Origin of the sequence: Bradyrhizobium canariense (genome assembly GCF_019402665.1) — a bacterium.
GTDB classification, from domain to species: domain Bacteria; phylum Pseudomonadota; class Alphaproteobacteria; order Rhizobiales; family Xanthobacteraceae; genus Bradyrhizobium; species Bradyrhizobium canariense.
On sequence record NZ_VSST01000019.1, the window covers coordinates 72,204 to 97,626 of the forward strand.

Annotated in this window: 17 protein-coding genes; 6 read left to right on the forward strand and 11 right to left on the reverse strand. The window is 63.6% G+C overall.

The window, feature by feature from the left end; translation table 11 throughout:
* The first annotated feature begins 16 nt into the window (after positions 1–16).
* From FXB41_RS09580 to FXB41_RS09590, 3 genes are all read left to right on the forward strand, one after another.
* Positions 17–1,189 carry an efflux RND transporter periplasmic adaptor subunit gene (locus FXB41_RS09580; protein ID WP_219681591.1) on the forward strand — a complete coding sequence of 391 codons (1,173 nt, stop codon included), beginning with the start codon at positions 17–19 and terminating at the stop codon, positions 1,187–1,189.
* Positions 1,186–4,329 carry an efflux RND transporter permease subunit gene (locus FXB41_RS09585; RefSeq protein WP_219681592.1) on the forward strand — a complete coding sequence of 1,048 codons (3,144 nt, stop codon included), beginning with the start codon at positions 1,186–1,188 and terminating at the stop codon, positions 4,327–4,329. The genes FXB41_RS09580 and FXB41_RS09585 overlap by 4 nt, the downstream gene beginning before the upstream one ends.
* 229 nt (positions 4,330–4,558) lie before the next feature.
* Positions 4,559–5,920, forward strand: a complete 1,362-nt coding sequence (locus tag FXB41_RS09590) for a PAS domain-containing sensor histidine kinase (RefSeq protein ID WP_246648719.1) — start codon at positions 4,559–4,561, stop codon at positions 5,918–5,920.
* Positions 5,921–5,934: 14 nt separating this feature from the next.
* Here FXB41_RS09590 and FXB41_RS09595 read toward each other — a convergent pair whose 3' ends face one another.
* Positions 5,935–8,226, reverse strand: a complete 2,292-nt coding sequence (locus tag FXB41_RS09595) for an FdhF/YdeP family oxidoreductase (RefSeq protein ID WP_219681596.1) — start codon at positions 8,224–8,226, stop codon at positions 5,935–5,937.
* A 249-nt stretch (positions 8,227–8,475) separates the two neighbouring features.
* On the opposite strand from FXB41_RS09595, the gene FXB41_RS09600 reads away from it, so the two are divergent.
* Positions 8,476–9,723, forward strand: coding sequence for an oxalate decarboxylase family bicupin (locus FXB41_RS09600; protein ID WP_219681598.1), 1,248 nt, complete (start codon positions 8,476–8,478; stop codon positions 9,721–9,723).
* A gap of 83 nt (positions 9,724–9,806) precedes the next feature.
* Here the strand turns inward: FXB41_RS09600 and cydB are convergent, their stop codons facing one another.
* From cydB to FXB41_RS09640, 8 genes are all read right to left on the reverse strand, one after another.
* Positions 9,807–10,793 carry a cytochrome d ubiquinol oxidase subunit II gene (gene cydB, locus FXB41_RS09605; RefSeq protein ID WP_219681600.1) on the reverse strand — a complete coding sequence of 329 codons (987 nt, stop codon included), beginning with the start codon at positions 10,791–10,793 and terminating at the stop codon, positions 9,807–9,809.
* Positions 10,794–10,795: 2 nt separating this feature from the next.
* Positions 10,796–12,205: a cytochrome ubiquinol oxidase subunit I gene (locus FXB41_RS09610; protein WP_219681601.1), complete on the reverse strand. Its 1,410-nt coding sequence runs from the start codon at positions 12,203–12,205 to the stop codon at positions 10,796–10,798.
* Between the two features lie 198 nt (positions 12,206–12,403).
* On the reverse strand, positions 12,404–13,168 hold the full coding sequence (locus FXB41_RS09615) for a YoaK family protein (protein WP_246648720.1): 765 nt from the start codon (positions 13,166–13,168) through the stop codon (positions 12,404–12,406).
* On the reverse strand, positions 13,092–13,928 hold the full coding sequence (gene fdhD, locus FXB41_RS09620; RefSeq protein WP_219681603.1) for a formate dehydrogenase accessory sulfurtransferase FdhD: 837 nt from the start codon (positions 13,926–13,928) through the stop codon (positions 13,092–13,094). The genes FXB41_RS09615 and fdhD overlap by 77 nt, the downstream gene beginning before the upstream one ends.
* Before the next feature lie 3 nt (positions 13,929–13,931).
* A complete protein-coding gene (locus tag FXB41_RS09625; protein WP_219681605.1) occupies positions 13,932–14,531 on the reverse strand; it encodes an HdeD family acid-resistance protein in 600 nt (199 codons plus the stop codon).
* Between the two features lie 284 nt (positions 14,532–14,815).
* Positions 14,816–15,316 carry a Dps family protein gene (locus FXB41_RS09630; protein WP_007596078.1) on the reverse strand — a complete coding sequence of 167 codons (501 nt, stop codon included), beginning with the start codon at positions 15,314–15,316 and terminating at the stop codon, positions 14,816–14,818.
* A 63-nt stretch (positions 15,317–15,379) separates the two neighbouring features.
* A complete protein-coding gene (locus tag FXB41_RS09635; RefSeq protein ID WP_007596080.1) occupies positions 15,380–15,943 on the reverse strand; it encodes a cytochrome b in 564 nt (187 codons plus the stop codon).
* The gene (locus FXB41_RS09640) at positions 15,940–16,995 is read right to left on the reverse strand and encodes a catalase family peroxidase (RefSeq protein WP_219681607.1); all 1,056 of its coding nucleotides are present in this window, start codon (positions 16,993–16,995) and stop codon (positions 15,940–15,942) included. The genes FXB41_RS09635 and FXB41_RS09640 overlap by 4 nt, the downstream gene beginning before the upstream one ends.
* A gap of 351 nt (positions 16,996–17,346) precedes the next feature.
* Here FXB41_RS09640 and FXB41_RS09645 point away from each other — a divergent pair, with 351 nt between their 5' ends.
* Both FXB41_RS09645 and FXB41_RS09650 read left to right on the forward strand, forming a co-directional pair.
* A complete protein-coding gene (locus FXB41_RS09645) occupies positions 17,347–18,231 on the forward strand; it encodes an SDR family NAD(P)-dependent oxidoreductase (RefSeq protein WP_007596085.1) in 885 nt (294 codons plus the stop codon).
* Between the two features lie 197 nt (positions 18,232–18,428).
* Positions 18,429–21,302 carry an ATP-binding protein gene (locus FXB41_RS09650; RefSeq protein ID WP_246648721.1) on the forward strand — a complete coding sequence of 958 codons (2,874 nt, stop codon included), beginning with the start codon at positions 18,429–18,431 and terminating at the stop codon, positions 21,300–21,302.
* A 109-nt stretch (positions 21,303–21,411) separates the two neighbouring features.
* On the opposite strand, the gene FXB41_RS09655 is transcribed toward FXB41_RS09650, so the two are convergent.
* A complete protein-coding gene (locus FXB41_RS09655; RefSeq protein WP_246648722.1) occupies positions 21,412–24,264 on the reverse strand; it encodes an ATP-binding protein in 2,853 nt (950 codons plus the stop codon).
* 115 nt (positions 24,265–24,379) lie between these two features.
* On the reverse strand, positions 24,380–24,661 hold the full coding sequence (locus FXB41_RS09660; protein ID WP_007596089.1) for a hypothetical protein: 282 nt from the start codon (positions 24,659–24,661) through the stop codon (positions 24,380–24,382).
* Between the last annotated feature and the right edge of the window lie 762 nt (positions 24,662–25,423).

Here is a 25,423-nt window from a genome sequence, read left to right on the forward strand (position 1 = left end):
AAGAAGGACCATCACCGTGAAACGGAACCTCACCATTGCGCTCCTCACTCTCGCTGCGATCATGCTCGGCGCGGGCTTCTGGTTCTTCGGCACCGACCGATCGCCGGCCGTGGCAGCCGCACCCGTGCCCGCTGCGGTGCCGGTGGTCGCCGCCACGGTCACGGGCAAGGACGTTCCGATCTATCTGCACGGCATCGGCACGGTGATCGCTTACAACACCGACGTCGTGCGCAGCCAGATTCAAGGACAGATCGTCAAGATCGCCTTCACCGAGGGACAGGCCGTCAAGGCCGGCGACTTGCTCGCCCAGATCGATCCGCGTCCTTACGAGGCCCAGATCGAGCAGTTGACGGCCAATCGCGACAGGGACCAGGCGCAGCTCGCGAATGCCGAAGCCAATCTCTCCCGCTACAATCAACTCGGCGACAAGGGCTATGCGACCCCGCAACTGATCGAGACGCAGACGGCGCAGGTGGCGCAGCTCAAGGCTGCCGTGAAGGCGGACCAGGCCCAGATCGACGAGGCCAATGTCCAGCTGAGCTATACGCGCCTCTCGTCGGCCGTTCCCGGCATCACCGGCGTTCGCCAGATCGATGTCGGCAATGTCATTCATCCGACCGACGCCAATGGCCTCGTCGTCGTCACCCAGATCGAGCCGATCTCGCTGCTGTTCACCTTGCCGCAGGCAGACCTGCCGATGATCCAGGAGCACGCCGCAAAGGGCGCCCTGAAGGTCATCGCCTACAGCCAGGACAACAAGACAAAGCTCGACGAAGGCACGCTACTGCTGGTCAACAACGAGATCGCGGGAACGACCGGCACCGTCCAGCTCAAGGCGGTGTTTCCGAACCATGAGCACCGGCTATGGCCGGGCCAGTTGGTGAATGCGCGCCTGCTGCTCGAGATTCAGAAGGATGCGCTCACTGTCGCCGGCTCGGCCGTGCAGCAGGGGCCGAACGGCAGCTATGTCTATGTCGTATCCGCTGACCGGACGGTTACCTTGCGTCCCGTTCACGTCGCCCAGATCACCGATGGCCAGGCCCTGATCGACCAGGGCCTGAAATCCGGTGACGTTGTCGTCGTCGACGGCCAGTATCGACTGACGGAAGGCAGCCGCGTTCTCGAGCTGCACGGCAAGGCCGCGCGTGAAGCCGACCTGCAGAGCGCCGTGCAGGACGCAATCCCATGAACATCTCCGCCCCCTTCATCCTGCGGCCGATCGCAACCGCGCTGCTGATGGCGGGCCTGCTGCTGTGCGGCCTTGCGGCTTATCCGCTGTTGCCGGTCGGCGCGCTGCCGAACGTCAACTACCCGACCATCCAGATCTCGGCGCAACTGCCCGGCGCCGACCCGGGCACGATCGCCTCGTCGCTGGCCACTCCGCTCGAGCAGCAGCTCAGCCAGATTCCCGGTATCACTCAGCTCACCTCGTCCAGTGCGCTCGGCGTGGCCCAGCTCACGGTGCAATTCGAGCTGTCGCGCACGGTGGACAGCGCAGCGGTGGACGTGCTGGCCGCGATCAATGCCGCGAGCCCGTTCTTGCCGCCGAATATCCCCTACCCACCGACGATCCGGAAGGTGAACCCGGCGGAGACGCCGATCATGCTGATCGCGCTGACGTCCGACTCGCTGCCGCTGACCACGGTCGATGCCTATGCGGAGAACATCCTGCTGCCGAAGATCTCGCAGGTGCCGGGCGTGGGACTCGTCGGCATCGGCGGCCAGCAGAAACCCGCAATCCGCGTTCGCGTCAATCCGCAGGCGCTTGCCGCGCGCGGCATCGGCCTCGAAGACGTTCGCAACGTGATCGCCGGCGCCAATGTCGACCTGCCCAAGGGCACGCTCAACAGCCCGCGCGTTACCTATACGCTGAACACCAACGATCAGTTGCTCAAGCCCGCCGCCTATGAAGACCTCATCATCGCCTATCGCAACGGCTCACCGGTGCGGATACGCGACATCGGTACGGCGGTCGACGGGCCCGAGAACGACCTCTTGGCCGGCTGGTACGGCAATGATCGCGCCATCATCCTGGCGGTGCAGCGCGTTCCCGGCGCCAATGTGATCCAAACCGTCGACCGCATCAAGAAGCTGCTGCCGCAACTGCAGGCCTCCGTTCCGCCCGCGATCAAGGTGACGATTGCCGCCGACCGGACCGCCACCATTCGCGCCGCCGTTTCCGACGTTCAATTCACGCTGATGCTGACGGTCGCACTCGTGGTGATGGTCATATTCCTGTTTCTGCGGAATTTCTGGGCCACGATCATCCCGGCGATCACGGTTCCCCTGTCGCTGGTCGGCACGTTCGCGGTGCTTTACGTGCTCGGCTACAGCCTGGACAACCTCTCGCTGATGGCACTGTCGATCGCGGTGGGCTTCGTGGTCGACGATGCCGTCGTCGTCATCGAGAACATCGTGCGCCATCTCGAGCAGGGCATGACGCCGATGGAGGCCGCGCTCAAAGGTTCCAGCGAAATCGGCTTCACGATCGTCTCCATCACCCTGTCGCTGATCGCGGTGTTCATCCCGCTGTTCCTGATGGGCGGTTACGTCGGAAAGCTGTTCCATGAATTCGCGATCACGATCACCGCCGCGCTGCTGCTGTCGCTCATCATCTCGCTGACGCTGACGCCGATGATGTGCGCGCGCCTGCTGAAGGACGACTCGCGGGCGAAGCACGGCCGGCTTTACCTCGCCTTCGAACGCGGCTTCGACGCACTGCTGGCACTCTATGCGAGAGGCCTGCGAATCGTGTTGCGCCATCGCTTCGTGACGCTGCTGGTGATGCTCTCGACCATCGCGCTGACCGGTTACCTCTACGTCGTCATACCGAAGGGTTTCTTCCCGCAGCAGGACACCGGGCAGATCGTCGGCATCACCGAAGCCGCACAGGACATCTCCTTCCCCGCGATGTCCGAGCGCCAGCAGGCGGTCGTCGATATCCTCTCGAAGGATCCAGCGGTCCAGTCGGTGGCGAGTTATATCGGCCCGGGCGGCCCGACCGCGACGCTCAACCAGGGACGCATCTTCATCGTCCTGAAGCCGAAGCCCGAGCGCAAGGCCAGTGCCGATCAGATCATCGAGCGGCTAGGGCCTCGGCTCGCCCATATTCAGGGCATCAGGCTTTACATGCAGGCCGCGCAGGACATCACCATCGGCGCACGGCTGTCGAAGACTCAGTATCAGTACACGCTGACGGACGCCGATTCCAACGAGCTCACCAACTGGTCGGCGATCTTTCTGGAGAAGCTCCGCGCGCTCGACCTCATCACCGACGTCGCGAGCGACCAGGCCAATGCCGGCCCGAGGCTGGAGGTCACCGTCAATCGCGAGGTCGCATCGAGCTTCGGCATCCTGCCCACGACGATCGACAACACGCTCGATGACGCATTCGGCCAGCGCATCGTCTCCACGATGTTCACCTCGCTGAACCAGTACCATGTCGTGATGGAGGTCGACCCACGTTTTCAGTACGGCCCCGAAGCGCTCAAGGACATCTACCTGAACTCGGCCACCGGCCAGCAGGTCCCCCTGAGCACGCTGGTTCACAGCGAAATCAAGCCCGCGCCGATCCTGATCAATCACCAGAGCCTGTTCCCCTCGGTGACAATCTCGTTCAACCTGAAGCCCGGCGTCGCACTGGGCGTCGCGGTGGCGGCGATCCAGAACATCGAGAAGAGCACCGGCAAGCCCGCCTCGCTAACGGCTTCGTTCCAGGGCAATGCGCAGGCGTTCCAGTCCTCCCTGTCGGGCACGCCGCTATTGATCGGCGCGGCGCTGATCGTGATCTACATTATCCTCGGTGTGCTCTATGAGAGCCTGATCCACCCCATTACGATCCTGTCGACGCTGCCGTCGGCGGGCATCGGCGCGCTGCTCTTGCTGCTGGCGGTCCACGTGGATCTCAGCGTCATCGCCATCATCGGCATCATCCTGCTGATCGGCATCGTCAAGAAGAACGGCATCATGCTGGTCGATTTCGCCCTCGAGGTGGAGCGCCAGCACGGGCTCAGCCCGGAAGAGGCGATCTACCAGGCCTGCACGCTGCGCTTCCGCCCCATCCTGATGACGACGATGGCGGCGCTGCTGGGCGGCGTACCGCTGATGATCGGCTCCGGCACCGGCGCCGAGCTGCGTCAGCCGCTCGGCTACACTATCGTCGGCGGTCTGATGTTATCGCAGATCCTGACGCTCTACACGACGCCCGTCGTCTATCTCTATCTGGACCGGCTCAGCAATTGGCTCACCGGACGCAAGCCGCGGTCGGCCGAGACATCCACTCCAGCCACGCGCGAAGCGGATACTGGATTGCGCCATGAATCCGCTTGAGTAGTTAACTGGCGGCATGATGCCAGCTCGATCACAGCTTCGTGCGTTTTGACAAAGCGCCGACGAAAAGGCAAAAGACCGGCCTCCGGCGGGGCGGTAAACCTTTTGCATGACGCTCGAATGCCTGGATGGCTCCGACCCCGTACAGCCTCGTCGATGGTGGCGCCGTTTGCTGCCGATCCACACAATACAGGATCGGATTCTGCTGTGGGCTTGGGGTAGCCTTGTTTTGACCTTGCTGTCCTTCGCCTGCTCGCTGCTCGGAGACAATTTCGCGGCGATTGCCTTCGCCGCTTTTCTGGCCGCTTCGCTGACGCTCGTCGGCGCGGTCATGGACATCACCGCGCAGAAGAAGGCCCATGCCGAGCTGGAGCGGAGCGAGCAGCGTTACCGCCATTTGTTCAGCCGGATGCCGATCGCGCTTCGGCAGCTCGACACCAGCAGGCTGATGGCGCTGTTCCGAAAGTTGCGCGCCGAGGGCGTTACCGATCTGGGCCTCTATCTCGATAGCCATCCCGATTTCCTCCGGACCTGCATGGACGCACTCTCGATTCAGGAGGCCAACGAACGGGCGATCCAGAGTTTCGGGGAAGGCTATGTCGGACGTTCCATGGCCGAGACCTGGAAGCAACGTCCAGATACGTTCCGCCGGGCTATCGAGTCCCGCTTCCGCGGAGAAACGAATTTCGAGGAAGAGACCCAGATGGTCACGTGGGACGGCCGCATCGTCGACGTTCTCTTTACGACGGCTCGCGTCGGCCCCATTGACAATCTCGAAGCAAGCCTGGTCGTTACCATCGACATTTCCGAACGCATTCGCGCCCAGCAGAAGCTCCAGCAGGTACAGGCCGAGTTCGCGCATGCCGCGCGCGTCTCGATGCTCGGCGAGCTCACCGCGTCGATCGCGCACGAGGTCAATCAGCCGCTGGCCGCCATCGCCACCAACGGCGCCGCCGGCCTACGGTGGCTGAACAGGCCCACGCCCGATATCCTCGAGATCCGCAAGACCATCGAGAACATCGTCGTGGATACCCAGCGCGCCGCGAACATCGTGGCGCGCGTTCACGGGATGGCCTCCCGGAAAGCCCCCGAGCAGGCATTGCTGTCCTTTGACGAGATCATCCGCGAAGCACTTCTTTTCCTTCAACACGAGATGGAATCCCGCAGCGTGACGATCCTGCACCGGCCCGATCCGGGCGCGCCGCTGGTTCTCGGAGATCGCACCCAACTCCAGCAGGTGATCGTCAATCTCGCTATCAACGCGGCGCAGGCAATAACGCAGGCCGGATATGACGATCGCAAGATCGTCATCAGCACGGTCACACAGGACGCCGCAACATTGTGCTGCTCGGTGGAGGACAACGGTCCCGGCATCGCCGCCCAGCATGCAAATCGTCTGTTTGACAGCTTCTTCACGACCAAGGACAGCGGCATGGGCATGGGATTGCCGATCTGCCGGTCAATCGTCGAAGCGCATGGCGGCCGGATCGGCGCTGAAGGCAATGGTACGAGTGGCGCCCGGTTCTGGTTTACGCTGCCCATCGCCATCCCCGTCGATCCGCCGCGCTGCGACCTTCACGCGGATATGTGACTCCGGCGGTGCCGCTATTCCCCTGCCGCGGCCGCACGCACCAGGCGGATCGGGACGCCCTTGTATGATGGCGTGAAGCTCAGGGGATCACGGGCATAGAGCGGCACCAGCGGATTGGTCTCCGGATAGTACGCCGCGCAACAGCCGGTCGGAAAGGCATAGGCTACCACGCGGAAGTTACGCACGATCCGCTCGGCGCCATCGGTCGAGGCGGTTATCAGGTCGACGCGGTCGCCGTCGGCAAGCCCGCGCTTGCTCATCTCGTATTCGTTGAGGAAGACCACGTCGCGCTGGCCGAACACGCCGCGATAGCGGTCGGACATCGAGTAGAGCGTCGTGTTGTACTGATCGTGGCTGCGTATGGTGGTGAGCCACAGGAAATCGGGATCGCTCTGCGGCGGGTCCTCGCCGCAACCCGGGAAGACCAAAAAGTTCGCCTTGCCCGACGGCGTCGCCCAGATGCGCTCGCGTGCCGTCGAGGTAAGATGGAAGCCGCCGGGGACGCGGATGCGGGCGTTGTAGCCCTGGAAGATCGGGAACACCGCCTCGATCGCATCGCGAATCCGGTCGTAATCAGCGACGAAGCCGTCCCAGTCGACCACCGTGCGCTCGCCCAGCGTCGCCTTGGCGACGCCGGCGACGATCGCGATCTCGCTGAGGAGATGCTCCGATGCCGGTTTGTTGTGGCCGGCGGACGCATGCACCATCGACATCGAATCCTCCACCGTGACCGACTGTGGCCCCGATTGCTGCACATCGATCTCGGTGCGCCCGAGGCACGGCAGGATCAGGGCGGCGTGGCCGTGGATCAGGTGACTGCGGTTGAGCTTGGTTGAGACGTGGACGGTCAGATCGAGCTTGCCAAGCGCAGCCCGCGTCGCCTGCCAGTCCGGAATGGCCGCGGCGAAATTGCCGCCCATCGCGAAAAAGGCCTTCACCTCGCCGCGGATCATGGCCTCCAACGCGGTCACCACGTTGTGTCCCGGCGCGGCCGGAGGCTTAAAGCCGAAGCGTTGCTCCAGGCGCTCGAGGAAGTCCGCCTTGGGAACTTCCGTGATTCCCACGGTCCGATCGCCCTGCACGTTGGAATGACCGCGAACCGGGCATACGCCGGCGCCATCGCGCCCGACATTGCCGCGCAACAGCGCGAGGTTGGCGATCTGCTGGACGTTGTTCGCACCGCGCCAGTGCTGGGTGATGCCCATTCCGTACACGAGGATGGCGCGCTCGGCCTTCATATAGGCGCCGGCCGCATATTCCATGTCCTCGCGCGTCAGGCCGGACTGACGTTCGATGTCCGGCCATTGCGTGCGCTTGAGATCATCGATCAGCGCTTCGATGCCGATGGTGTGGCCGCGAATGAAATCCCAGTCCAGGATCTCCGGCTGCTCGGCGGCACGAGCGGCCTCGTCGGCTTCCACCAGAATCTTCATGATCCCCTTGAGGACGGCGACGTCGCCGCCGACCCGCACCTGGAACAGTCTTGAGCTGATCGCCGTCGACGACAGCGTGATCATCTCGACCGGGCTCTGCGGCGCCTGGAAGCGCTCCAGCGCCCGCTCACGGAACGGGTTGAACGAGATGATGGACGCGCCGCGGCGTGCCGCATTGCGCAGGCTGGTCATCATCCGCGGGCTGTTGGTGCCCGGATTCTGGCCGAAGATGAAGATGCAATCGGTCTTGTCGAAATCCTCCAGCAGCACGGTGCCCTTGCCGACGCCCAGCGAGTACGGCAGGCCGACGCTGGTCGCCTCGTGGCACATGTTCGAGCAGTCGGGAAAGTTGTTGGTGCCGTATTCGCGCACGAAGAGCTGATAGAGGAAGGCGGCTTCGTTCGAAGTCCGCCCGGACGTGTAGAACTCCGCCATGTTCGGATCCGGCAAGGCCTTGAGCTCGCGACCGATCATGTCGAATGCATCGCTCCACGCCATCGGGAGATAGCGGTCGGATGCGGCGTCGTAGGCCACCGGATGAGTGAGCCGCCCGACCATTTCGAGATCGTAATCGTTCCAGCCCGCGAGCTCCGTGACGGTATGCTCGGCGAAGAATTCCGGCGTGCAGCGCTTCGATGTTGTCTCCCAGGCGATCGCCTTGCCGCCGTTCTCGCAAAATTCGAATGACGAGGTATGCTTCGGATCGGGCCAGGCACAGCCGGGGCAATCGAAACCCTCCGGTTGATTCATCCGGCTGAGCGTCGCTGCACCTTTCAGCGGCGCCCGCTGCACCAGAAGCGCCTCGCTGAGCGCCTTGAGTGCGCCCCAGCCGCCGGCGGGCTCGCGATAGGGACGAACCGATTTCGTGGTCATCTCGATATCTCTCGATATGGCAATTCTCCGGTTCAGTTAAGGATCGCGCAGGCAGAGCCGTCTTTTCAGAACGAAGCCGAATTTCGCAATTGCACACGTTCGATCCCGGGCGGCGGGCCGAAGCAGCCATGCATTCCGGCAAAAACAGCGCCGTTCGCGGAAGCAGAAGCGGCAAGCGGAAACTAGGTTTGTCGGCCGGAGCCCCGTCGCTACGGGAGGGCTTTCGACAGTTTTCAGGAGCGACCCAAGATGTTTTCACGACGTGATTTGCTGGCCATGTCCGCGGCAGGCGCCGCCATGGTCGGTTCCAGTGCGCAGGCCGCAACCTTCGGCAATCCGGACGAGCCGCCGCAAGGCGCCGTCAACGCCAAGAGCCCCGGAAGCCTGACTGATCCCGGTCCGCAGAATCCCGAACTGGGCAAGCAATTCCCCTCCGCACAAAGCCCGCCGGCGACCGACGTCGGTGGCTTGCCGATGGATTGGGCCTCGTTCAACAATGCGCCGAGGCGCATCCAGAATGGCGGCTGGGCACGGCAAGTCACCGTCGAGGACTTCGCCATCTCGAAGGAAATCTCCGGCGTCAATATGCGGCTGTCCGCCGGCGGCATCCGCGAGCTGCATTGGCATCAGGCGGCCGAATGGGCGATCATGACCTACGGCAGCTGCCGCATCACCGTGCTCGACACGCAGGGGCGCCCCTATGTCGGCGACCTCAAGGCCGGCGACCTCTGGTATTTCCCACCGGGCGCACCGCACTCGCTGCAAGGCCTGGGGCCTGATGGTTGCGAATTCGTGATCTGTTTCGACGACGGCCACGCCAATGAGTTCAACACGCTGCTGGTGACGGACTGGCTCGCCCATACGCCGCCCGAGATACTCGGGAAGAATTTCGGCGTCCCCGCCGACGCTTTCGCGAAGATCCCGCTGCACAATCGCTGGATCTTCCAGGGCACGCTGCCCAGCGATCTCGCCGCCGATCGTGCCGCAGTCGCCAAGCATGCCGAAGCACCGCCCTATCCGTTCATCCATTCGCTCGGCAGTTCGGCGCCGGTAAAGGAGAGCTCCGCCGGCAGCATCCGCGTCGCCGACAGCAGCAACTTCAAGGTGGCCACCACCGTCGCCGCGGCGCTGGTGACGATGCCGCCGGGAGCGGTCCGGGAGATGCACTGGCATCCGAACGCCGACGAGTGGCAGTACTACATCAAAGGCAAGGCGCGGATGACGGTGTTCGACACCGGCCCCAACGCGCTGACGACGGATTTCTCGGCCGGCGACATCGGCTATGTCCGGCGCAATCTCGGCCATTATGTCGAGAATGTCGGCGACACCGAATTGCAGTTCGTCGGCGTGTTCCGTGCGCCCCGCTACGAGGAGGTGTCGCTCTCCAACTGGCTGACACACACGCCGGCCACGCTGGTAGCCCAGCATTTCAACATCGACGAGAAGCTGATCGCCCAATGGCCGGACAGTAGCCCCGGTGTCATGCCCAAATCCTGAAGCAAAGCCACATAGGGACAAGAACGAGGAAGGCGCCGAAACCGGCGCCTTTCTTTTTGTTCGCCTTTCGAGCCGTGCAGCGGTCAGTAGTGATCGGCCGCTGGGGCCGCCTTGCCGCGGAAAACGCGATAACCGACGGCGACATAGAGCAGCATCAGCGGGAATACGACCAGGCCGGCGCCCCAGAACATGAAGGCGAGACTTGCATGAGGCGCCGCGGCCTCGTCGATCGTGATGACGAACGGGATCATGTAGGGCCAGAACGACAGAGCGAGCGTGGCGAAAGCCGCCACGAAGATCAGCGCGACCATATGGAACGGCCAATAATCGTCATGGACCAGGATGCTCTTGGCCAGCATCGCGGCCGCACCGGCGCCGATCGCGGGAAACACGAGCAGATAGGGCCGGTCGGTCCAGCGCTGCAGAATCGGAAGATGCTCGGCAAGCGCATATGCAAAGACGACGACCAGGAACACCAGGACGCCGGTCGCCAGCGGCGGGATCTGGCTCCGCGCGGCATCCCGAACGGGACCATCACTCTTCCTCACCAGCCAGCAGGCCCCGAGCAGCGAATAGCCGAAGCAGAGTCCAATCCCGCACAGGGCGGAAAAGGCGGTCAGCCAGCCGAGCGTTCCACCGGTATAATCGCCGTTGGAGAACTGAAGCCCTTCGACGAGAGCGCCGACCATCGCGCCCTGCATGAAGCTGGCGGCGAACGAGCCCGCGACGAAACCGACGTCCCAGACCCAGCGCGAACGGAGGGCCTTGCCGCGAAACTCGAAGGCCACGCCGCGCAGGATCAATCCAAGCAGCATCACGACGACAGGGATATAGAGGGCCGACATCACCATGGCGTAGACAACGGGGAACGAGCCCCACATGATCACGCCCGTGACGATCAGCCAGGTCTCATTGCCGTCCCAGACCGGAGCGACCGTGCTCAGCATGGCATGCCGCTTCGCCTCGCTGCCGGCCACACCGAACAGCATGCCGACGCCGAGATCGAACCCGTCGAGGAGGAGATAGATCAGAATGCTGATGGCAAGAAGGGCAACCCAGTACATCACCATGGTTACTCTCCTGCCTCGAGATAGCTGCGGGCGGTCGGCACCTGATCGGCGAGCGACATCGGCCGATTGGGCACGGGAGCGAGGAGCGGCTTGCCGCCGAGTCCCGCCGGGCCGGCACGCAGCAGCCGATAGATGTAATACGTCCCGAACGAAAAGATGAAGGCGTAGACCGCGACGAACAGGATCAGGGAAGCCAACGCAGCCGACGCGGTCAGGAACGGCGTCACGGCGTCCGCAGTGCGGAGCACGCCGTAGATGGTCCATGGTTGGCGCCCCACTTCCGCGGTGTACCAGCCGGTGAGAATTGCGATCCACGGCAGCGGGAAGCTGAGGAAGATGCCCCACAGCAGCAGGCGGCTCCGATCCAGCCGATGCTTGAGGCCAAGCCAGGTCCCGAGCCAGGCCAGCCCCAGCATCACGAAACCGCAGCCGACCATGATGCGGAAGGCGAAGAAGGGTATCGTTACCGGCGGCCGGTCCTGCGGCGCAAAGCTGGTCAGGCCGACCTCTTTCGATGTCAGGCTCATGCTGCCGATGATGCTGCCGAGCACGGGAATCGAGATCGCGTGTTTGTTCGATTCGGCGCTCGAATCGGGAATTGCGATCAGCACCTCCGAGGCCGGCTGCTCGTCATGCCAGCGTGTCTCGATCGCGGCGAACTTAGCCGGCTGGTAGTCGTGGACGTAGTCACCGACGAGATGCCCGATGAAGAGTTGGACCGGCAGCAGCACGGCCGCGAGCGCAAGGCCCATCCGCAGCATTACATGCGCCTCGGCGCGATAGGTCCGCCGCAGCAGATACCACGCGCCGGTCGCCGCCACGCAGAACGCGCCAGTCAGATAGGACGCGAGCAGCATATGCGGAAACCGGACCCAGACCACGCGATTGAAGATGATCTGCGCCCAGTCATCAGGCACGAACTGGCCGTTCTGCAGGACGTAGCCGGTCGGCACCTGCATCCAGCTGTTGTTGACCATGATCCAGAACGCCGACAGCGTGGTTCCGAGCGCAACCATCGCGGTCGAGAACAGGTAGAACCACGGCGGCACCCGGGGCCGACCGAAGATGAGGATGCCGAAGAAGCCCGCCTCCAGCATGAAGGCGGTGAATGTTTCGTAGGACAGAAGCGGGCCCTGGATCGGACCCGACATCTTCGAGAGCACGCTCCAGTTCGTTCCGAACTGAAATGCCATCACCATGCCCGATACGACGCCCATGCCGAAGGCCACGCCGAAGATCTTCAGCCAGAACGCGAACAGGGTCCGGTAGACGGGCTTGCCACTGTACTGGTGCATCGCTTCGAGCACGGTGAGCCAGGCCGCAAGCCCGATCGTGAATGCCGGGAAGATGATGTGGAACGAGATGGTGAAGGCGAATTGCAGCCGCGACAGGAGGAGTGCCGTCGGATCCATCGGAGAGCCTCCCGTTCGCTCACGCCCGCTTCGCGGTCGCCCGCGCGCGAGCGGCCGATTGCGGAATGTTGTCGACCTTGAGCACCGCGGCCGCACCCCGGAGCTTATCCGCGGGACGGCGCATGCGCTTCCGCGAACGAACGTCCTCTTTCCGAATGGCATGGCGAGCGCCTCTACCTGCAACAAGCGAGCGCGACGTCAGTGCGAATGGCTTCGCCGGCGGCAGAGCCAGAGAACGTATATCGACGATGCAATCGGCAGAGCGAGGCTCCAGGTTCCCAACCATTTCGTCACGCAACCGCCGACGGCGGCCCCTAGCAGGAACGCCAAACAGAGCGTGAGCATGGTTCCGGCGCCGCGCGCCGCATCGCGATCAGGCGCCGCAACGAACTGATCCATGGCCCGGAGCATGTTGCCGGTGACCGTGACCGAGAGATATTTCCAGTGACCGACCTGTCTGAAGCTTGCCGACTGCAGCGCGACGCCAAAGGAGATGACGAGGATCGTGATCTCATCCGAAACGCGATGAAGCAACAGCATCGTCGCGGCGAGACAGACGATCTCTCCGATGAGGCAACATAACGCCGCCCGGGTGCGAACCGCCACCAACGCTCCCAGGACAAAGGCCACGAGTGGAAGAAGATGGTGAAGCGCGCGCTGCCATTGCCCTGATAGCGCGTAGACTCCGAGGAAGACGACATTGCCGGTTTGCGAGCTCGCGAAGACGCCGAGTGACAGCCAGGTAAACGCGTCGAGGAAACCGCCCGACATGCTCAGCACAGAGGCAACCAGCAGCGATCGTTCCGGGGCACATGCTTCGACGCTTGTCCCGGCCAGGGGCTCCAGTGCTGCAGTTTGCATGGCCATATTCGCGGGTCCGCCGAAGTCAGCAGCCGGCGCGCGGGGCGGCCTCGTCAGGCAGCAGAACACGGCGCGGATGCGTGAACACGCCGTATCCGTCATCGCGGGCGACGGCGAGTAGCGTGATTCCCGCCTCGTTCGCGGTCTGGATCGCGAGCGCGGTCGGCGCGGAAACGGCCACAACGACCGGCGCGCCGATCATCGCGGCCTTCTGCACCATCTCCACCGAAACCCGGCTCGTCAGCAGCACGGCGCTGTCGCAGGCTGACTTGCCGTCGCGGACGATGGCGCCGGCAAGCTTGTCGAGCGCATTGTGCCGGCCGACATCCTCCCTGATCAGAGCAATGCCGGTGCGAGGGCGCCACAAGGCTGCCGCGTGAACGGACCGCGTATGTTGGTTCAATATCTGGAGGGGAGACAGCGCATGCATGGCGTTCAGCAGGTCCCGCGCATGAAAGGCAATGCCACGCCCTTCAACGCGTGACGGCGCGCGACGCGCCTGTTCAAGGCTTTCGATGCCGCATAATCCGCATCCGACCGGACCGCTGATGGCGCGGCGCCGCGCGGCCAGGGTCGTCACGCGGTCCCCCCCAAGCCACATCCGCACTTCCATGCCGAGTTCGTTCGAGATCAGCTCGATGCTCCTGATCTCGCTTGCGCGGTCGATGATCGCCTCGGTGAGGCTGAAGCCGACACCGAAATCCTCCAGATCGGCCGGCGTTCCCATCATCACGGCATGGGTCGATCCGTTGTAGGTGAGCGCGATGGCGCTCTCCTCGGCAACCAGCCGCGATGTCGATTTCGTGCGACCGCTGCGCCAGGCGATCTCCCGGTGCCGCGTGAATGTCGACCCTGTCATCATGGCTCACACCGCCGCCGGTTCGGCCGAATGCCGCGAGGCCCGGCTTCTGAGCGCGAGCCCGAATGCAATAAAGCCCCAACCCTGGAAGACCAGATCGACGACCAGCATCGCACCGAGCAGCCACAGGCCGACGGCGGGCAAGACCGCAATCAGCATGGCGCCGACGCAGAACGTCACAACGCCGGCTGCCACGACCCAGCGCCAGCCCGCCGCCGGCCGGATATGGAAACCTGCCCAAATCCGTGTCGCACCGGCAACGACGAGGAAGGCGCACACCACGAGCGACAGCGTGAACGACGCGAGCAGCGGATCATAGAGAATGACGGCTCCGGCAGCGGCATAGACGATTCCGGCGAGCAGCCAGAACAGGAAGCCGCGCAGGCCGTGCACCGAACAGGCATGCACGATCTGGAAGATCCCGGCGACTGCCATGGTGACGCCGATGACGAGCACGGAAGCGAGGCTTGCTGCCATCAGATTGGCCGACGCAATGCCGCCGAGGATCAGTTCACCGACCCCCAGCGCAACGAACCAGCCCCATTTTCCGCTGATCGCGTGAACGGCCCTTCCGAGCGACGCCTTCGAGTTCGACATATCCGTCATGGCTTGACCCTTGTACGTATGACCGGCCTGCCGGTCATGGATGCGGTCAAGCCTATAGAGATCCGCGTCCAGTCATCTTTCGAGGATGCAGCGCCATTGTTTCATCCGCACGATGTGAAACGCTGCTGCGGGATTCACGACCGACGGGTAGGCGGCGTGCGCCCTGGTCGATCAATGCGAAGACGATCAGACAGCAATACGCGGACGCGAGGATCTCCCTCGCTTCCGCGTCGTCGCTGCGCGGCGGCCCGCTTCGCTTTGCGGCCGCATCCCATGCCAGGTGCTTACGAGTTCGGGCCGTCGCGGCCGGTCTCGTACAAGAACCAGATCCGCCGCTCCGTCTCGTCGATCCAGTTTTCCAGCAGGCTTGCGGTCGCGACATCGCCGTATTCGTCGCAGAGCTCGTGGACCCGGCGCATTTCCCGCGTCAGTTGCTGATTGTCGCTGCGCAGCTCGGCCAGCATGTCCTGCGGCTCGACATAATCGGCGTCGTTGTCGAGAATGCGCTGCTCGCGCGCGATCTGGCCGATCGAGCGCAGCGTGGTTCCGCCGATCTTGCGTGCCCGCTCGGCAATGTCGTCGGTCATGGCAAAGATCTGCTCGGCCTGCTCGTCGAGCATGAGGTGGTAGTCGCGAAAGTGCCTACCCGACACGTGCCAGTGGAAGTTCTTGGTCTTCAGGTACAGCGCGAAGACATCAGCCAGCAGCGCTCTCAGCGCGGCTGGAACGTCCCGGTTCGCATTGGCCCCGAGATCCGTCGGGCTTTGGAGATCTGCTTTGGTCATTGTCGTCATCCTTGCTGGAGGTTTAGAAATTTGAGGTGCGGATTTCGCCGGCACGCGAAGCACTCATTCCGCCGGCGTCGTCCTGTTCCGCAGTCGAAAGGGTGCGATCGTCCCGAACACGCCGTCGCGGCGAACCAAAGCGTGGAACAGCGCCGCCGCCAGATGCAGTAGCACGAGGGCAAAGAACGCGAAGCCCAGGTAAAAATGAGCATTCCATAGCAATGTGTGCACGCGGTCGCTCTGCGGCAGCAACGCCGGAATTCGAATCCCGCCATACAGGACGACTGGATAAGCCGCAGCCCAAAGCATGCCGAGACCCAGCAACGGCATGACGATCATGAAGCCATAGAGGAGCCGATGCGACAATCTTGCTCCCAGCTTGATCGCCGGCGGAAGATCTGCCGGCAACGGCGGCGCGCCGTAATGGAGCCGCAGCGCCAGCCTGATCACAACGAGGACCAGAAGCGTGACGCCGAGCGTCTTGTGGATCAGGATGAGCGGCAAGTACTTCGGCGCCACGGTGGACACCATGCCGACGCCGATGAAGAACATGGCAACGATACAGGCTGCCATCAGCCAGTGCAGCAGCCGCTGGATCAGGGCGAAACGATGCGGAGCGTTGCTCATGGCCTCGCCGACTCGGTTCGCGGATAGTCGCCGGCTTCGGCCGCACGCAAATCGTAGGACTTGCGGTAGACCGACGAGCGCGCGGCCGGGAAAGGATCGTCCGACAGCCGGATTCCCCGCGGCAGCACGGTCGGATCGAAGTTGATGTCGCGGCAGGGTCCATCCCGCTCGGGTTCGATCCGCTGCACGGCAAGCGTTCCGAGCTGCACCTTACGGCGCCCCTCGGGCCAGGGCCTGCTCGGGTCCGCGATCGGATCGCCGGGATCTGCGACCGTCGTAACCATGGTCCAGCGCTGCGGGCCGGCGGTCCTGATTCGCTCCACTATCTCTTGCTCGAGAAAATCCGGACCGCGCTTTTCCAGCTCGGCTTGCGAAACCGGAACGGGCTGCACAGTGGGCAGCAGCGACCATCGCACCGCGTGCTCCCCGCCCTTCGCGTTCGTGAAGATGAAACTGTTGAGCCCGTGGTAAGGCTCCTCCGCATAGCTGGTGGTCCAGGGCGCCGTCTTCGCCCAGGTCGCGAAGGCGGCAAATTCCGGATTTGCGTGGATGAAAATCTTCATCGCCTCCGGCTCCTTCTCGGCGGATGCGATCAACAGGTCGTGAAACGCCCGCGGCGTGGACACTGCAAAGAACGGCGGGTTGATCAGGGCCATCCGCCACTCTTCGCCATCCGCTGCGGCGATCTGCAATCCCAAACCGCGCACACGGACAGTTGCATCCACGGCGTTCGGATCCGCAGTGCCGAGATTGAAGCGACCCAGCGCCGGATACGTGCCGCGTTCGAAGACCTTGGCCCGCGAAAGTTCTACGCCGTTTCCGTTGGCCTCGAAGATGCCGGTGAAGCAGATCCCCTTCGCATGATTTCGCCGGTGCCCGAGCGGTGCGCCGCTCGGAGGCGTCAGCGCCGCAATCATCTGCTCCGGCGTCAGGCGCCCGGGCGAGAGCCAGCCCGCAGTGTACGCGAACGCCGCAGCCCCGCCTCCGAGGATGGCCGCTATCAACACGAGCGGTCCGAGTCCCGAACGCGGCAGTTTGCCTGATTGATTCATCGCTTCTCCTCGTAACGAGCGAGCTGACACAGACGCGTCACACGGCCCGTTCTGCCGAGCGGCTCTTGTAGCCGGCGGCCACAGCCGCGATCTTCTGAAAGCCAACGCCAATTTCGCGAAGGCACGTTCGAGCCTGCCCGGCCCGCGGGAGACCCGTCCTCATCCGCTTTCGGGCTTTCTCGAAATATTTCGTGCGATCTGGAAATCAGCCGCCGGGCTCGAAAGACCCGTCTTGCGCCCGGCTGTATTTCAGGAACTCTTCGCACAAGGCCAGGGATCAATCGCCAAACGACGAACGTGTCGCGATGGCGCTGGCGTCTTTGCGGAAGGTGGAATGCGATTGGGATTCGAATGGGCAAAGTGATCATCGTCACAGGAGCTGCGAACGGCATCGGACGAAGCACCTGCAGGAAATTGGCACAGGCCGGCCACACGGTCTACGTTTCAATGCCGGAAGTGGATGAGCACGGCGGCGCGGATGGCGGAGCCGAGGACGGCAAGCGTGGCGCGGACCTCCGAACCATCGCGTTCGACGTCTCCTCGGAAGCCTCCGTCAACTCGGCTATCGACGCCATCGTCGCTGAGAACAACCGCCTCGACGTGATCGTGCACAATGCCCGCCAGGTCCTCTACGGGCCGGCGGAGGCCTTCACACCGGCCCAGCTTGCCGAACTCTACGACACCAACGTGCTGAGTGCGCAACGGCTCAATCGGGCCGCGTTGCCACAGTTGCGCAAGCAGGGTCATGGCCTGCTGATATGGGTCTCGTCGAGCAGCGCGCGAGGCGGCTCGGTTCCTTTCCTGGGCGCCTATGCTTCCTCAAAGGCTGCCCTGGATGCGCTAGCGCTCGGCTATGCCGGCGAGCTCGCGCGTTGGGGTGTCGAGACAACCATCGTCGTTCCCAGCGCGCTCGGGCCCGGCCACTACATTCGCTCCGGCCGGCCGCTGGACACCGTTCGGGCAGAGGAATACGCGGATGGTCCGACGGCCGATTTGAGCGAGATCGCGCTGTCGGCACTTGGGCAGCTTCCGGCGAAGGATCGAACTCCGCAAGACGTCGCGACCGCCATAGCCGATATCGTCGATATGCCATTCGGACAGCGTCCGCTACGCGTTCATTTCGGTCCGGACGACGACGGGGCTGCAGCCGTCGACACCGTCGCCGACAGCGTCCGCGCGGAACTGCTCCGCCGGATCGGACTGGAAGACATTCTCAAGCCGACATTGATCGGATAAGGCGCGCATCGTGGCGCCGCACATCCAAGCCTCAGACGAAAGTGATAGAGCCCGATGCTTTACCCCGAAACTACCGGATGTTACCGTTTAAGGGCCACTGCGTTCACACGTCTTGGTGTGCTTCCAAGTCATAGAACGTGACGAGTCGTGCGCCGGGTTGATATCCGAAAATGGTCCCCCGCTGGCAAAGCAACGACATGATGGCCCAAGCCGGCCGCTCCGCTCAAGACGAGTCCGCCCATGAGATCTTTCTCTTCGGGCCGTTTCGCCTCGACCTCTCGCAGCGGCGGATTGAACGAAACGGGAGCCCGCTCCGATTATCGGATCGTGCGTTCAACATCCTGCTCGCGCTGGTCCGGCAGGCCGGCAACGTCGTCAGCAAGACGGATCTGATAGCCACGACATGGCCGGGCGCCAACGTCGAGGAAAACAGCCTGCGTGTCCATATCGCCGCACTCCGCAAAGCACTCGGAGACGGCGATGCCGGCGCCAGATATCTGAGCACGGTCTCCGGCCAGGGCTACTGCTTCGTCGCCGCGGTCTCACGCCCCAAACAGAGGCAAGCTGCGTCGACCAATCCGACTTATGTCCACAATTTGCCGGCGCATCCCCGGCAGATGGTGGGGCGTGAGCATACCATTCAGGACATCTCGGAAAGTCTGAGAGCCCACCGCTTCGTCACGGTTGTCGGCCCCGGCGGCATCGGCAAGACCACGGTCGTCATTTCCGCGGGCCACGCCCTGCTCGCGGAATTCGCCGGACATGTCCACTTCATCGGTCTCGGCGAAACCGGCAACGCCGCTCCGGTGCCGGCGATCGTCGCATCGTCACTTGGACTGCCGGCGCGATCGAATGATCCGGCGAGCAGCCTGGCGGCATTCCTGCGCGACAGGCGCATGCTGCTCATTCTGGACTGCTGCGAGCATGTCATCGAAGCAACGGCGGCGCTGGCCGAGCGGCTCTACCAGGCGGCCCCGGAGCTGCACATCCTGACCACGAGCCGGGAGTTGCTGCGCGTCGAAGGCGAGTTCACATACCGTCTCCCGCCGCTCCCGAGCCCGCCGGAGAAGGCCGTTCTGACGGCCGCGAACGCCCTCGCTTACCCATCCGTGAAACTCTTCGTGGAGCGTGCGACTGCAGGAGGCGGCGAGTTCACGCTGACGGATGCGAACGCCCCGGACGTCGGCAACCTCTGCCGTCGGCTCGACGGCATCCCGCTTGCCATCGAACTCACCGCCGGCCATGTGGGCGCATACGGCGCGAGGGCGATGGTCCAGCTCCTCGATCAGCACCTCAATTTGCTGTGGGAGGGGCGACGCACGGCACTGCCCCGACACCGGACGCTGCGCGCAACCATCGAATGGAGCTACAATCTTCTATCCGAACCGGAGCGCGTGATTCTCGGCCGGCTGTCGGTGTTCGTCGGCGGCATGACCCTGGACGCCGCCCGATCGATTGCCGCGGCCACGGAGGACGACGACACGATCCTGGCGATCATCGACGGCCTCGTTGCCAAGTCGATGCTTACACTGAACACCGGCTCGCAACCAACCCGCTACCGCCTTGCCGACTCGACCCGGGCGTACGCGCAAGAGAAACTTGTCGCCAGCGGGGACGCTGGCGCGATCTCGCGACGTCACGCCTGCTACTTTCGCGGTCTCCTTGAAAGGATCGGCAGCGAAGCGAACCGAGACCTTTCGGCGGTTGCCGAGGAGCTCGGTAACGTCCGCGCCGCGCTGACGTGGTGCTTCTCCGATCAGGGAGACCGCAAAATCGGCGTGGCGCTCGCTGCGGCATCGATTCCGCTGTTTTTCAAGCTGTCGCTCCTGGCGGAATGCGAACTCTGGGTCACTCGCGCCATCGAAGCACTGGATGAAACCAATGGAAGCATCAGGCAGGGTCTCGTCCTTCACACTGCGCTGGGCGCCGCCCGCATGCTCACGGGACGGCTCGACGGAGTGGGCGTTAATCATCTCAACCGGGCGCTTGAACTGACCGAGAAGATCGGCGACGTGCAAGGGCAGATCCGTTTGATCGACCAGTTGCACCTGCTGCAATTGTTCGTCGGCAGATATGATGAGGTACTGGCCACCGCCAAACGCGGCGAAGCCGTTGCGCTGACCAGCAACGATCCCATTGCCGTCGCGCGCATGCGCGTGTTGCTCAGCATCTCCTACCAATATCTCGGCAGGTTCGTTGAGTCCCGCTCATACATCGAAGCGGCGTTGCGTCATCCGGGCATGGATGGGGACATCCTTAGCGGCCTCACCCTCGAATACCCTAAACGCGCTCAAATCACCCTTGCGCGCGTCCTCTGGCTTCAGGGATATCCGGATCAAGCAGCGCAAATGGTGCGCCGGGCGATCTCCGACGTGATCGCGACGAACCATCCGGTCATGTTCTGCCGAGCGTTAGCATGGGCATTCGACGTCTTCTTCTGGAATGGCGATCTGGCGGATTGCGAAGAACACATCGACAGGCTCGTCGTGGAGGCTCGAAGGCACAACCTCGCCATTCTCCAGATGGTCGGCGAGGCGATGAAGGGGATTACGCTGCTGGCCCGAAGCGAGACCGGCATCGGGCTCGCTATGCTGAAAGGCTCGATCGACAAGCTGCAGAGCCAGAGCTTCGGTGCGGTCGCAGGGTTGCGCATGTCCCTCGCCGATGCCTTGTCGGCTACAGGTCACGGTGACGAAGCCCTCGACACCATTGATCAGGCGATTGTCCAGGCCCGGCACTGCAACTTCATGATGGAGATGCCCGACATGCTGCGCGCAAGGGCTGAAGCGCTGATGCACAAGAGCAATCCGGATCTTTCGCAGGCGGAGATGAGCTTCGTGCAGGCGCTCGACCTCGCTCGTCATCAAGGAGCGCTGGGCTATGAGCTTCGCGCGGCGATCGGGTTTGCGAGACTATGGCAGCGAGGCGGTCGCTGCCAGGAGGCGCACGATATGCTTGCGTCCGTCTATCTGCGATTTACCGAGGGCTTCGATACGCGCAGCCTCAAGATGGCGAGAGCGTTGCTTGCCGAGCTGAATCCGGCGCGCCCGTACGCGTCTGCGGCCAAATGACCCTCTCCTGATCCATAAGCGCCCTTTGCCCCGACCGATGCGGTGCTCGCCGAGGCTGCACCGGCATCCGATTGGTTGAATCGGATGCCGCTCCCGGGGCATCTAGGACCTACGATCCGAGCTTCGCCAGCATTGCACGCGCGTCGCGGAGGTCCGCCGTCTCGAAACCTTCAGTGAACTTGCCATATGCGGACGCGAGAACACGGCGTGCATCGGCCGGATGCCCCTCGCTCACTTTCAATCGTGCCACACTGATCGCCGTTCTCAGCTCCCAAGCCAAGGCGCCCTGGCTCCGCGCCACCTCGAATGCCCTGTCGAAGGCCTGCGCGGCGGCGATCGCCGAGCGGTGCTCGCCGGGAAGCAGCAGCAATTCGCCCTTGATGCGCCAGAGTTCGGCGACGTACCACCCCTCGTCCCTGGCCTCGCATCGCGCGAGCGCCTCGTCGGCGGTCGCAAGCCCCTGCGATACCTCGCCGGCGTCGCCGAGACATACCGCGAGTTCACCGAGGGGAAACAGAAAGCGCGGCAGGTGGCGCGCCTCGCCCGCGAGCTCAAACGTCTTGCGCAGCAGGGGCAATCCGGTCGCGAGGTCACCCCGGCGCGAGATCAGCATTCCTCTGAAGGCGCGCGCCCACAGATTCCACAGGCGGATCGGATGTCGCTCGGTGTGTTCGAGCAGCATCGTACAATAGCGCTCGGCGGCGTCGAGATCGCCGGCCAGGAACGCAATCGGGCAGGCACCCTGGCCGAGGACGCTGCAAAACGTGAGTGCGTGACCACTGGTCCGGCCTTCCTCGACGTTGTGCTCGACGACGCTCAAGGCCTGATCCGCGAGGCCGAGCAACCACAGGATCCGCGCCTGGAAATAGCGCGTCGAGACCCGCAGGTCGAACCGGAAACGAATGACCTGCGGCTTTGCCGCAAGTTCCGAGAGCCGCGACAGGGTTCGGCCGATATGATGATAGGCGAGCCGCTGGTCGCCGCGATAATGCAGCGTGGTTGCGAGAAGGCGGTCGGCCATCATGCGATCGACGGGATTGCCGGAATCGGCCACGACCTCCGCGAAGCGATTAGCAAATTCAAGCGCCTTGTGGAATTCGCCGTTATTGAACTGATCGATGCAGAGCCCCCACAGCGCGCGCAGCAGGTAATCCCTGTCACCGAGCTGCTCGGCGAGCTGTAGGGTCGCAGCCCAGGCGGGACCGGCCTCCCGGGCCCTGCCAACACCGTACATCAGTGACCAGCCGCGCGCGGCCGACAGCTGCATCCGAAGTCGCGGCGCGTTTGCAGCCGACGGATCGAGGCGCGCCAAAGCGAGTTCGGTCCGCTCGCGGCATTCGGCGAGCAGCGACAATTGCACCCAGAGCGGGACCGCGGCCGCCGTCAGGGCGGCCCCGACTTGCGAGTCCCCGCCGGGGGAGAAGGCCCAATCGAGACTAGTTCGCACGTTGTCGATGTGTCGGCCATAGAGGGTGAGCCACTCCGCCTGCGGCCTCACTTCGCTGTCGGCTTCGGCGCTGGCAAAGAATCCGCAGTAGTATTTCGCCTGGCGGTAGGCTGCGCCGGGATGTTCTCCGCCGGCACGCAGCTTCTCCAATGCATAGGCACGCGTCGTATCCAGCAGACGATAATGCGGGCTGTCGCCGCAAATATCCGCGAGAACGAGCGACTTTGCCACCAGCCTGGCAAGCTGGCCGGTCACATCGCCGATGTTCTCGCCAGCAACAGCAATCACTGCATCGAGCTGGAACTCGCCGGCGAATATGCCGAGCTGCCGGAGCAGCCACGCCTCGTCGTCCGGCAAGAGGTCGTAGCTCCAGTCGAGCGTTGCGCGTAGCGTTTGCTGCCGCGGCAACGCCGTGCGCCGGCCGGTCGTCAGGAATTTGAACCTGTCATCGAGAAGTGACGCGATCTTCGGCGGGCTAAGCATGACTGCGCGCGCCGCCGCAAACTCGATCGCCAGCGGAATGCCGTCGAGCCGGCGGCAGATGGATGCGATGGCGCCGATGTTCTCCTCGTCGGGTACAAAACTCGAACCCAGCGCCTTCGCTCTGCTCGTGAACAATTCCACTGCGCTATACGCAGAAGCGTCAGTGGGCTCGTGCCAGGTTTCAGGCGGTACGCCCAGAGGAGGTACGCGGTAGACATGTTCCCCCTCGATACGCAGCGCCTCCCGGCTTGTCGCAACAATGACCGTCCCCGCACAGTGGCTGACAACCAACTCGGCCACCTGCGCCACGGCGTCGATGACATGTTCGCAATTGTCGAGAATGAGCAGCAATGGCCGAGAGCCGATCGCGCGCGCGATGGCATCAGGTGAGATCTCCTCGCCCTCGAGCTTGGTGCCGAGGACACTGGCGATGACCGAGCAGACGAGCTTCGGATCGGACAGTGGGGCCAGCTCGACCAGCAACCGGTCAGCCACAAAGCCGGGCGGCGGCGTTCTGGCGACCTCTAGCGCGAGCGACGTCTTTCCGATGCCGCCAGGCCCGACCAGGCTCACGATGCGATAGGCCGACAGAAGCCGCCACAAATGTGCGATCGCAGCCGTTCGGCCGATGAGATTGAATGATGCGCTGGGAATGTTGATCGACGGCAGCAGGCCGGTTGCGGCAGATTGTAGCGGGGTGTCCGTATGCTGAACCCGCCATGCTCCCAGCAAACGATAACCGCGGCCAACGCTGGTTGACAACATGTCGCGGTCGGAACCGAGCGCCTTTCGGATCGCAGCGATATGCACGCGAAGTGCACTCTCCTCGACAAAGACGCCCCGCCAGACCCGCTCCTTCAGGTCGTCCCTGGTGACGAGCTGGCCCTGCGCCTGAACCAATTCCGCAAGAATCTCAAAGGCACGCCCCCCCAACGGAACGAGTTCGCCGTTCGAGCGCAATTCGCGTCTGGCAAGATCGATTTCCCATTCCGCGCAAATGTAGACGGGACGCTGGCCCGGCTCAGCCATCATTGGGACAGCCCCAAGCGGTTTCGTCATTTTCAGTCCAGCTTACCACCAACCCCGTCGAAAGACACAGGTAGCCGGGCGGCGCGGCCGCCGGCCCCTGTCTCGCAATGCGCGCCGTTCAGCAGCCGCGGCAGATCGATCCTTCCAGCATCTTCTCAAGCCGGGCATCTTCCTTGTCGATGGTCTGGTCTGTGCCAAGCAACGGCCCCTTCATCGCGTGACCACCGCCGTCGGACGACGAAAGCGCAGTGCCCAGCGAGTTCGTGCCCGGCGCGGCGGCGCTCGTCCCGAGCGCACCGCCGCTCTCCATCGACATATGCGATCCCATGCCGCCTCGGGCGGACGCGGTGCCCGAAAGCGCGACGCAGGCGAGGACGCAAACAACAGCAAATGATTTCATTGCTCACACTCCAGGTATTCAAACTATCCGCCTCCCAGAAACGGACACCGGACGCGTTTGACTACGCACAAACGCGCGAGAATCCTGACAAGCGTGACAGACTCTTCCCGCAGGAGTGATGCAGATCCACCGGGACTTTCCGCTCCGACGACCTAGATCATTTTCATCAAAAAAACTTCGGAAACGCCACCAGCCGAGCAGCGATCATCGCCAAGCGACTCTCCGCACGGAGCAAACAATGGAGAATCGCTATGAGTGTATTCAAGATTCTAATCGCAGCGGCGCTACTCTCAACGGCAACGATATCGTCGGCGTCCGCAGCCTGGTCTTTCGCTGATCAGGAGCCGGCAGCCTTTGCATCGATGTACCCCGATCGCGACGTGCTGAATGGCGGCGCACTGACGCCCGCCGGGCGAATGGGTCTCGAACGGCCGGGCGGTGCCGCGCCCGTCTTCGGCATAGGCCAATTTCGCGACCACAACTGGCATCGATGACGAGATACCACAATCCAGTATTCTGCTTCCTGCAGGTGCGGATGATGGTGCCCGTAATCCGGGAGTGCGACCGCGCCATGCGGCGCACCCTGCCGGCTTCGCGGCAGGGCCGATTGCATCGATTCGGATAGCCGACCCAAAAACTGCGAAACTTAACAGTTCTTCAGCATCCGCAACCGGGCGCGCAGCGCCGTCCGCGCTATAGTCGCTACGCCGACTGCTGCACGCGCTCGTCCGCCGCCTCGAGCGGGCGCGGCCGAGCCACGCC

Excerpts from the sequence above, each read along its gene's own strand:
- fdhD (WP_219681603.1), bottom strand. The coding sequence starts at position 13,928 with ATGATGACAGGGTCGACATTCACGCGGCACCGGGAGATCGCCTGGCGC.
- FXB41_RS09625 (WP_219681605.1), bottom strand. The coding sequence starts at position 14,531 with ATGACGGATATGTCGAACTCGAAGGCGTCGCTCGGAAGGGCCGTTCAC.
- FXB41_RS09600 (WP_219681598.1), top strand. The coding sequence starts at position 8,476 with ATGTTTTCACGACGTGATTTGCTGGCCATGTCCGCGGCAGGCGCCGCC.
- FXB41_RS09615 (WP_246648720.1), bottom strand. The coding sequence starts at position 13,168 with ATGACGGATACGGCGTGTTCACGCATCCGCGCCGTGTTCTGCTGCCTG.
- FXB41_RS09595 (WP_219681596.1), bottom strand. The coding sequence starts at position 8,226 with ATGACCACGAAATCGGTTCGTCCCTATCGCGAGCCCGCCGGCGGCTGG.
- FXB41_RS09655 (WP_246648722.1), bottom strand. The coding sequence starts at position 24,264 with ATGATGGCTGAGCCGGGCCAGCGTCCCGTCTACATTTGCGCGGAATGG.
- FXB41_RS09630 (WP_007596078.1), bottom strand. The coding sequence starts at position 15,316 with ATGACCAAAGCAGATCTCCAAAGCCCGACGGATCTCGGGGCCAATGCG.
- FXB41_RS09635 (WP_007596080.1), bottom strand. The coding sequence starts at position 15,943 with ATGAGCAACGCTCCGCATCGTTTCGCCCTGATCCAGCGGCTGCTGCAC.
- FXB41_RS09610 (WP_219681601.1), bottom strand. The coding sequence starts at position 12,205 with ATGGATCCGACGGCACTCCTCCTGTCGCGGCTGCAATTCGCCTTCACC.
- FXB41_RS09650 (WP_246648721.1), top strand. The coding sequence starts at position 18,429 with ATGATGGCCCAAGCCGGCCGCTCCGCTCAAGACGAGTCCGCCCATGAG.
- FXB41_RS09660 (WP_007596089.1), bottom strand. The coding sequence starts at position 24,661 with ATGAAATCATTTGCTGTTGTTTGCGTCCTCGCCTGCGTCGCGCTTTCG.
- FXB41_RS09645 (WP_007596085.1), top strand. The coding sequence starts at position 17,347 with ATGGGCAAAGTGATCATCGTCACAGGAGCTGCGAACGGCATCGGACGA.
- FXB41_RS09585 (WP_219681592.1), top strand. The coding sequence starts at position 1,186 with ATGAACATCTCCGCCCCCTTCATCCTGCGGCCGATCGCAACCGCGCTG.
- FXB41_RS09640 (WP_219681607.1), bottom strand. The coding sequence starts at position 16,995 with ATGAATCAATCAGGCAAACTGCCGCGTTCGGGACTCGGACCGCTCGTG.
- cydB (WP_219681600.1), bottom strand. The coding sequence starts at position 10,793 with ATGGTGATGTACTGGGTTGCCCTTCTTGCCATCAGCATTCTGATCTAT.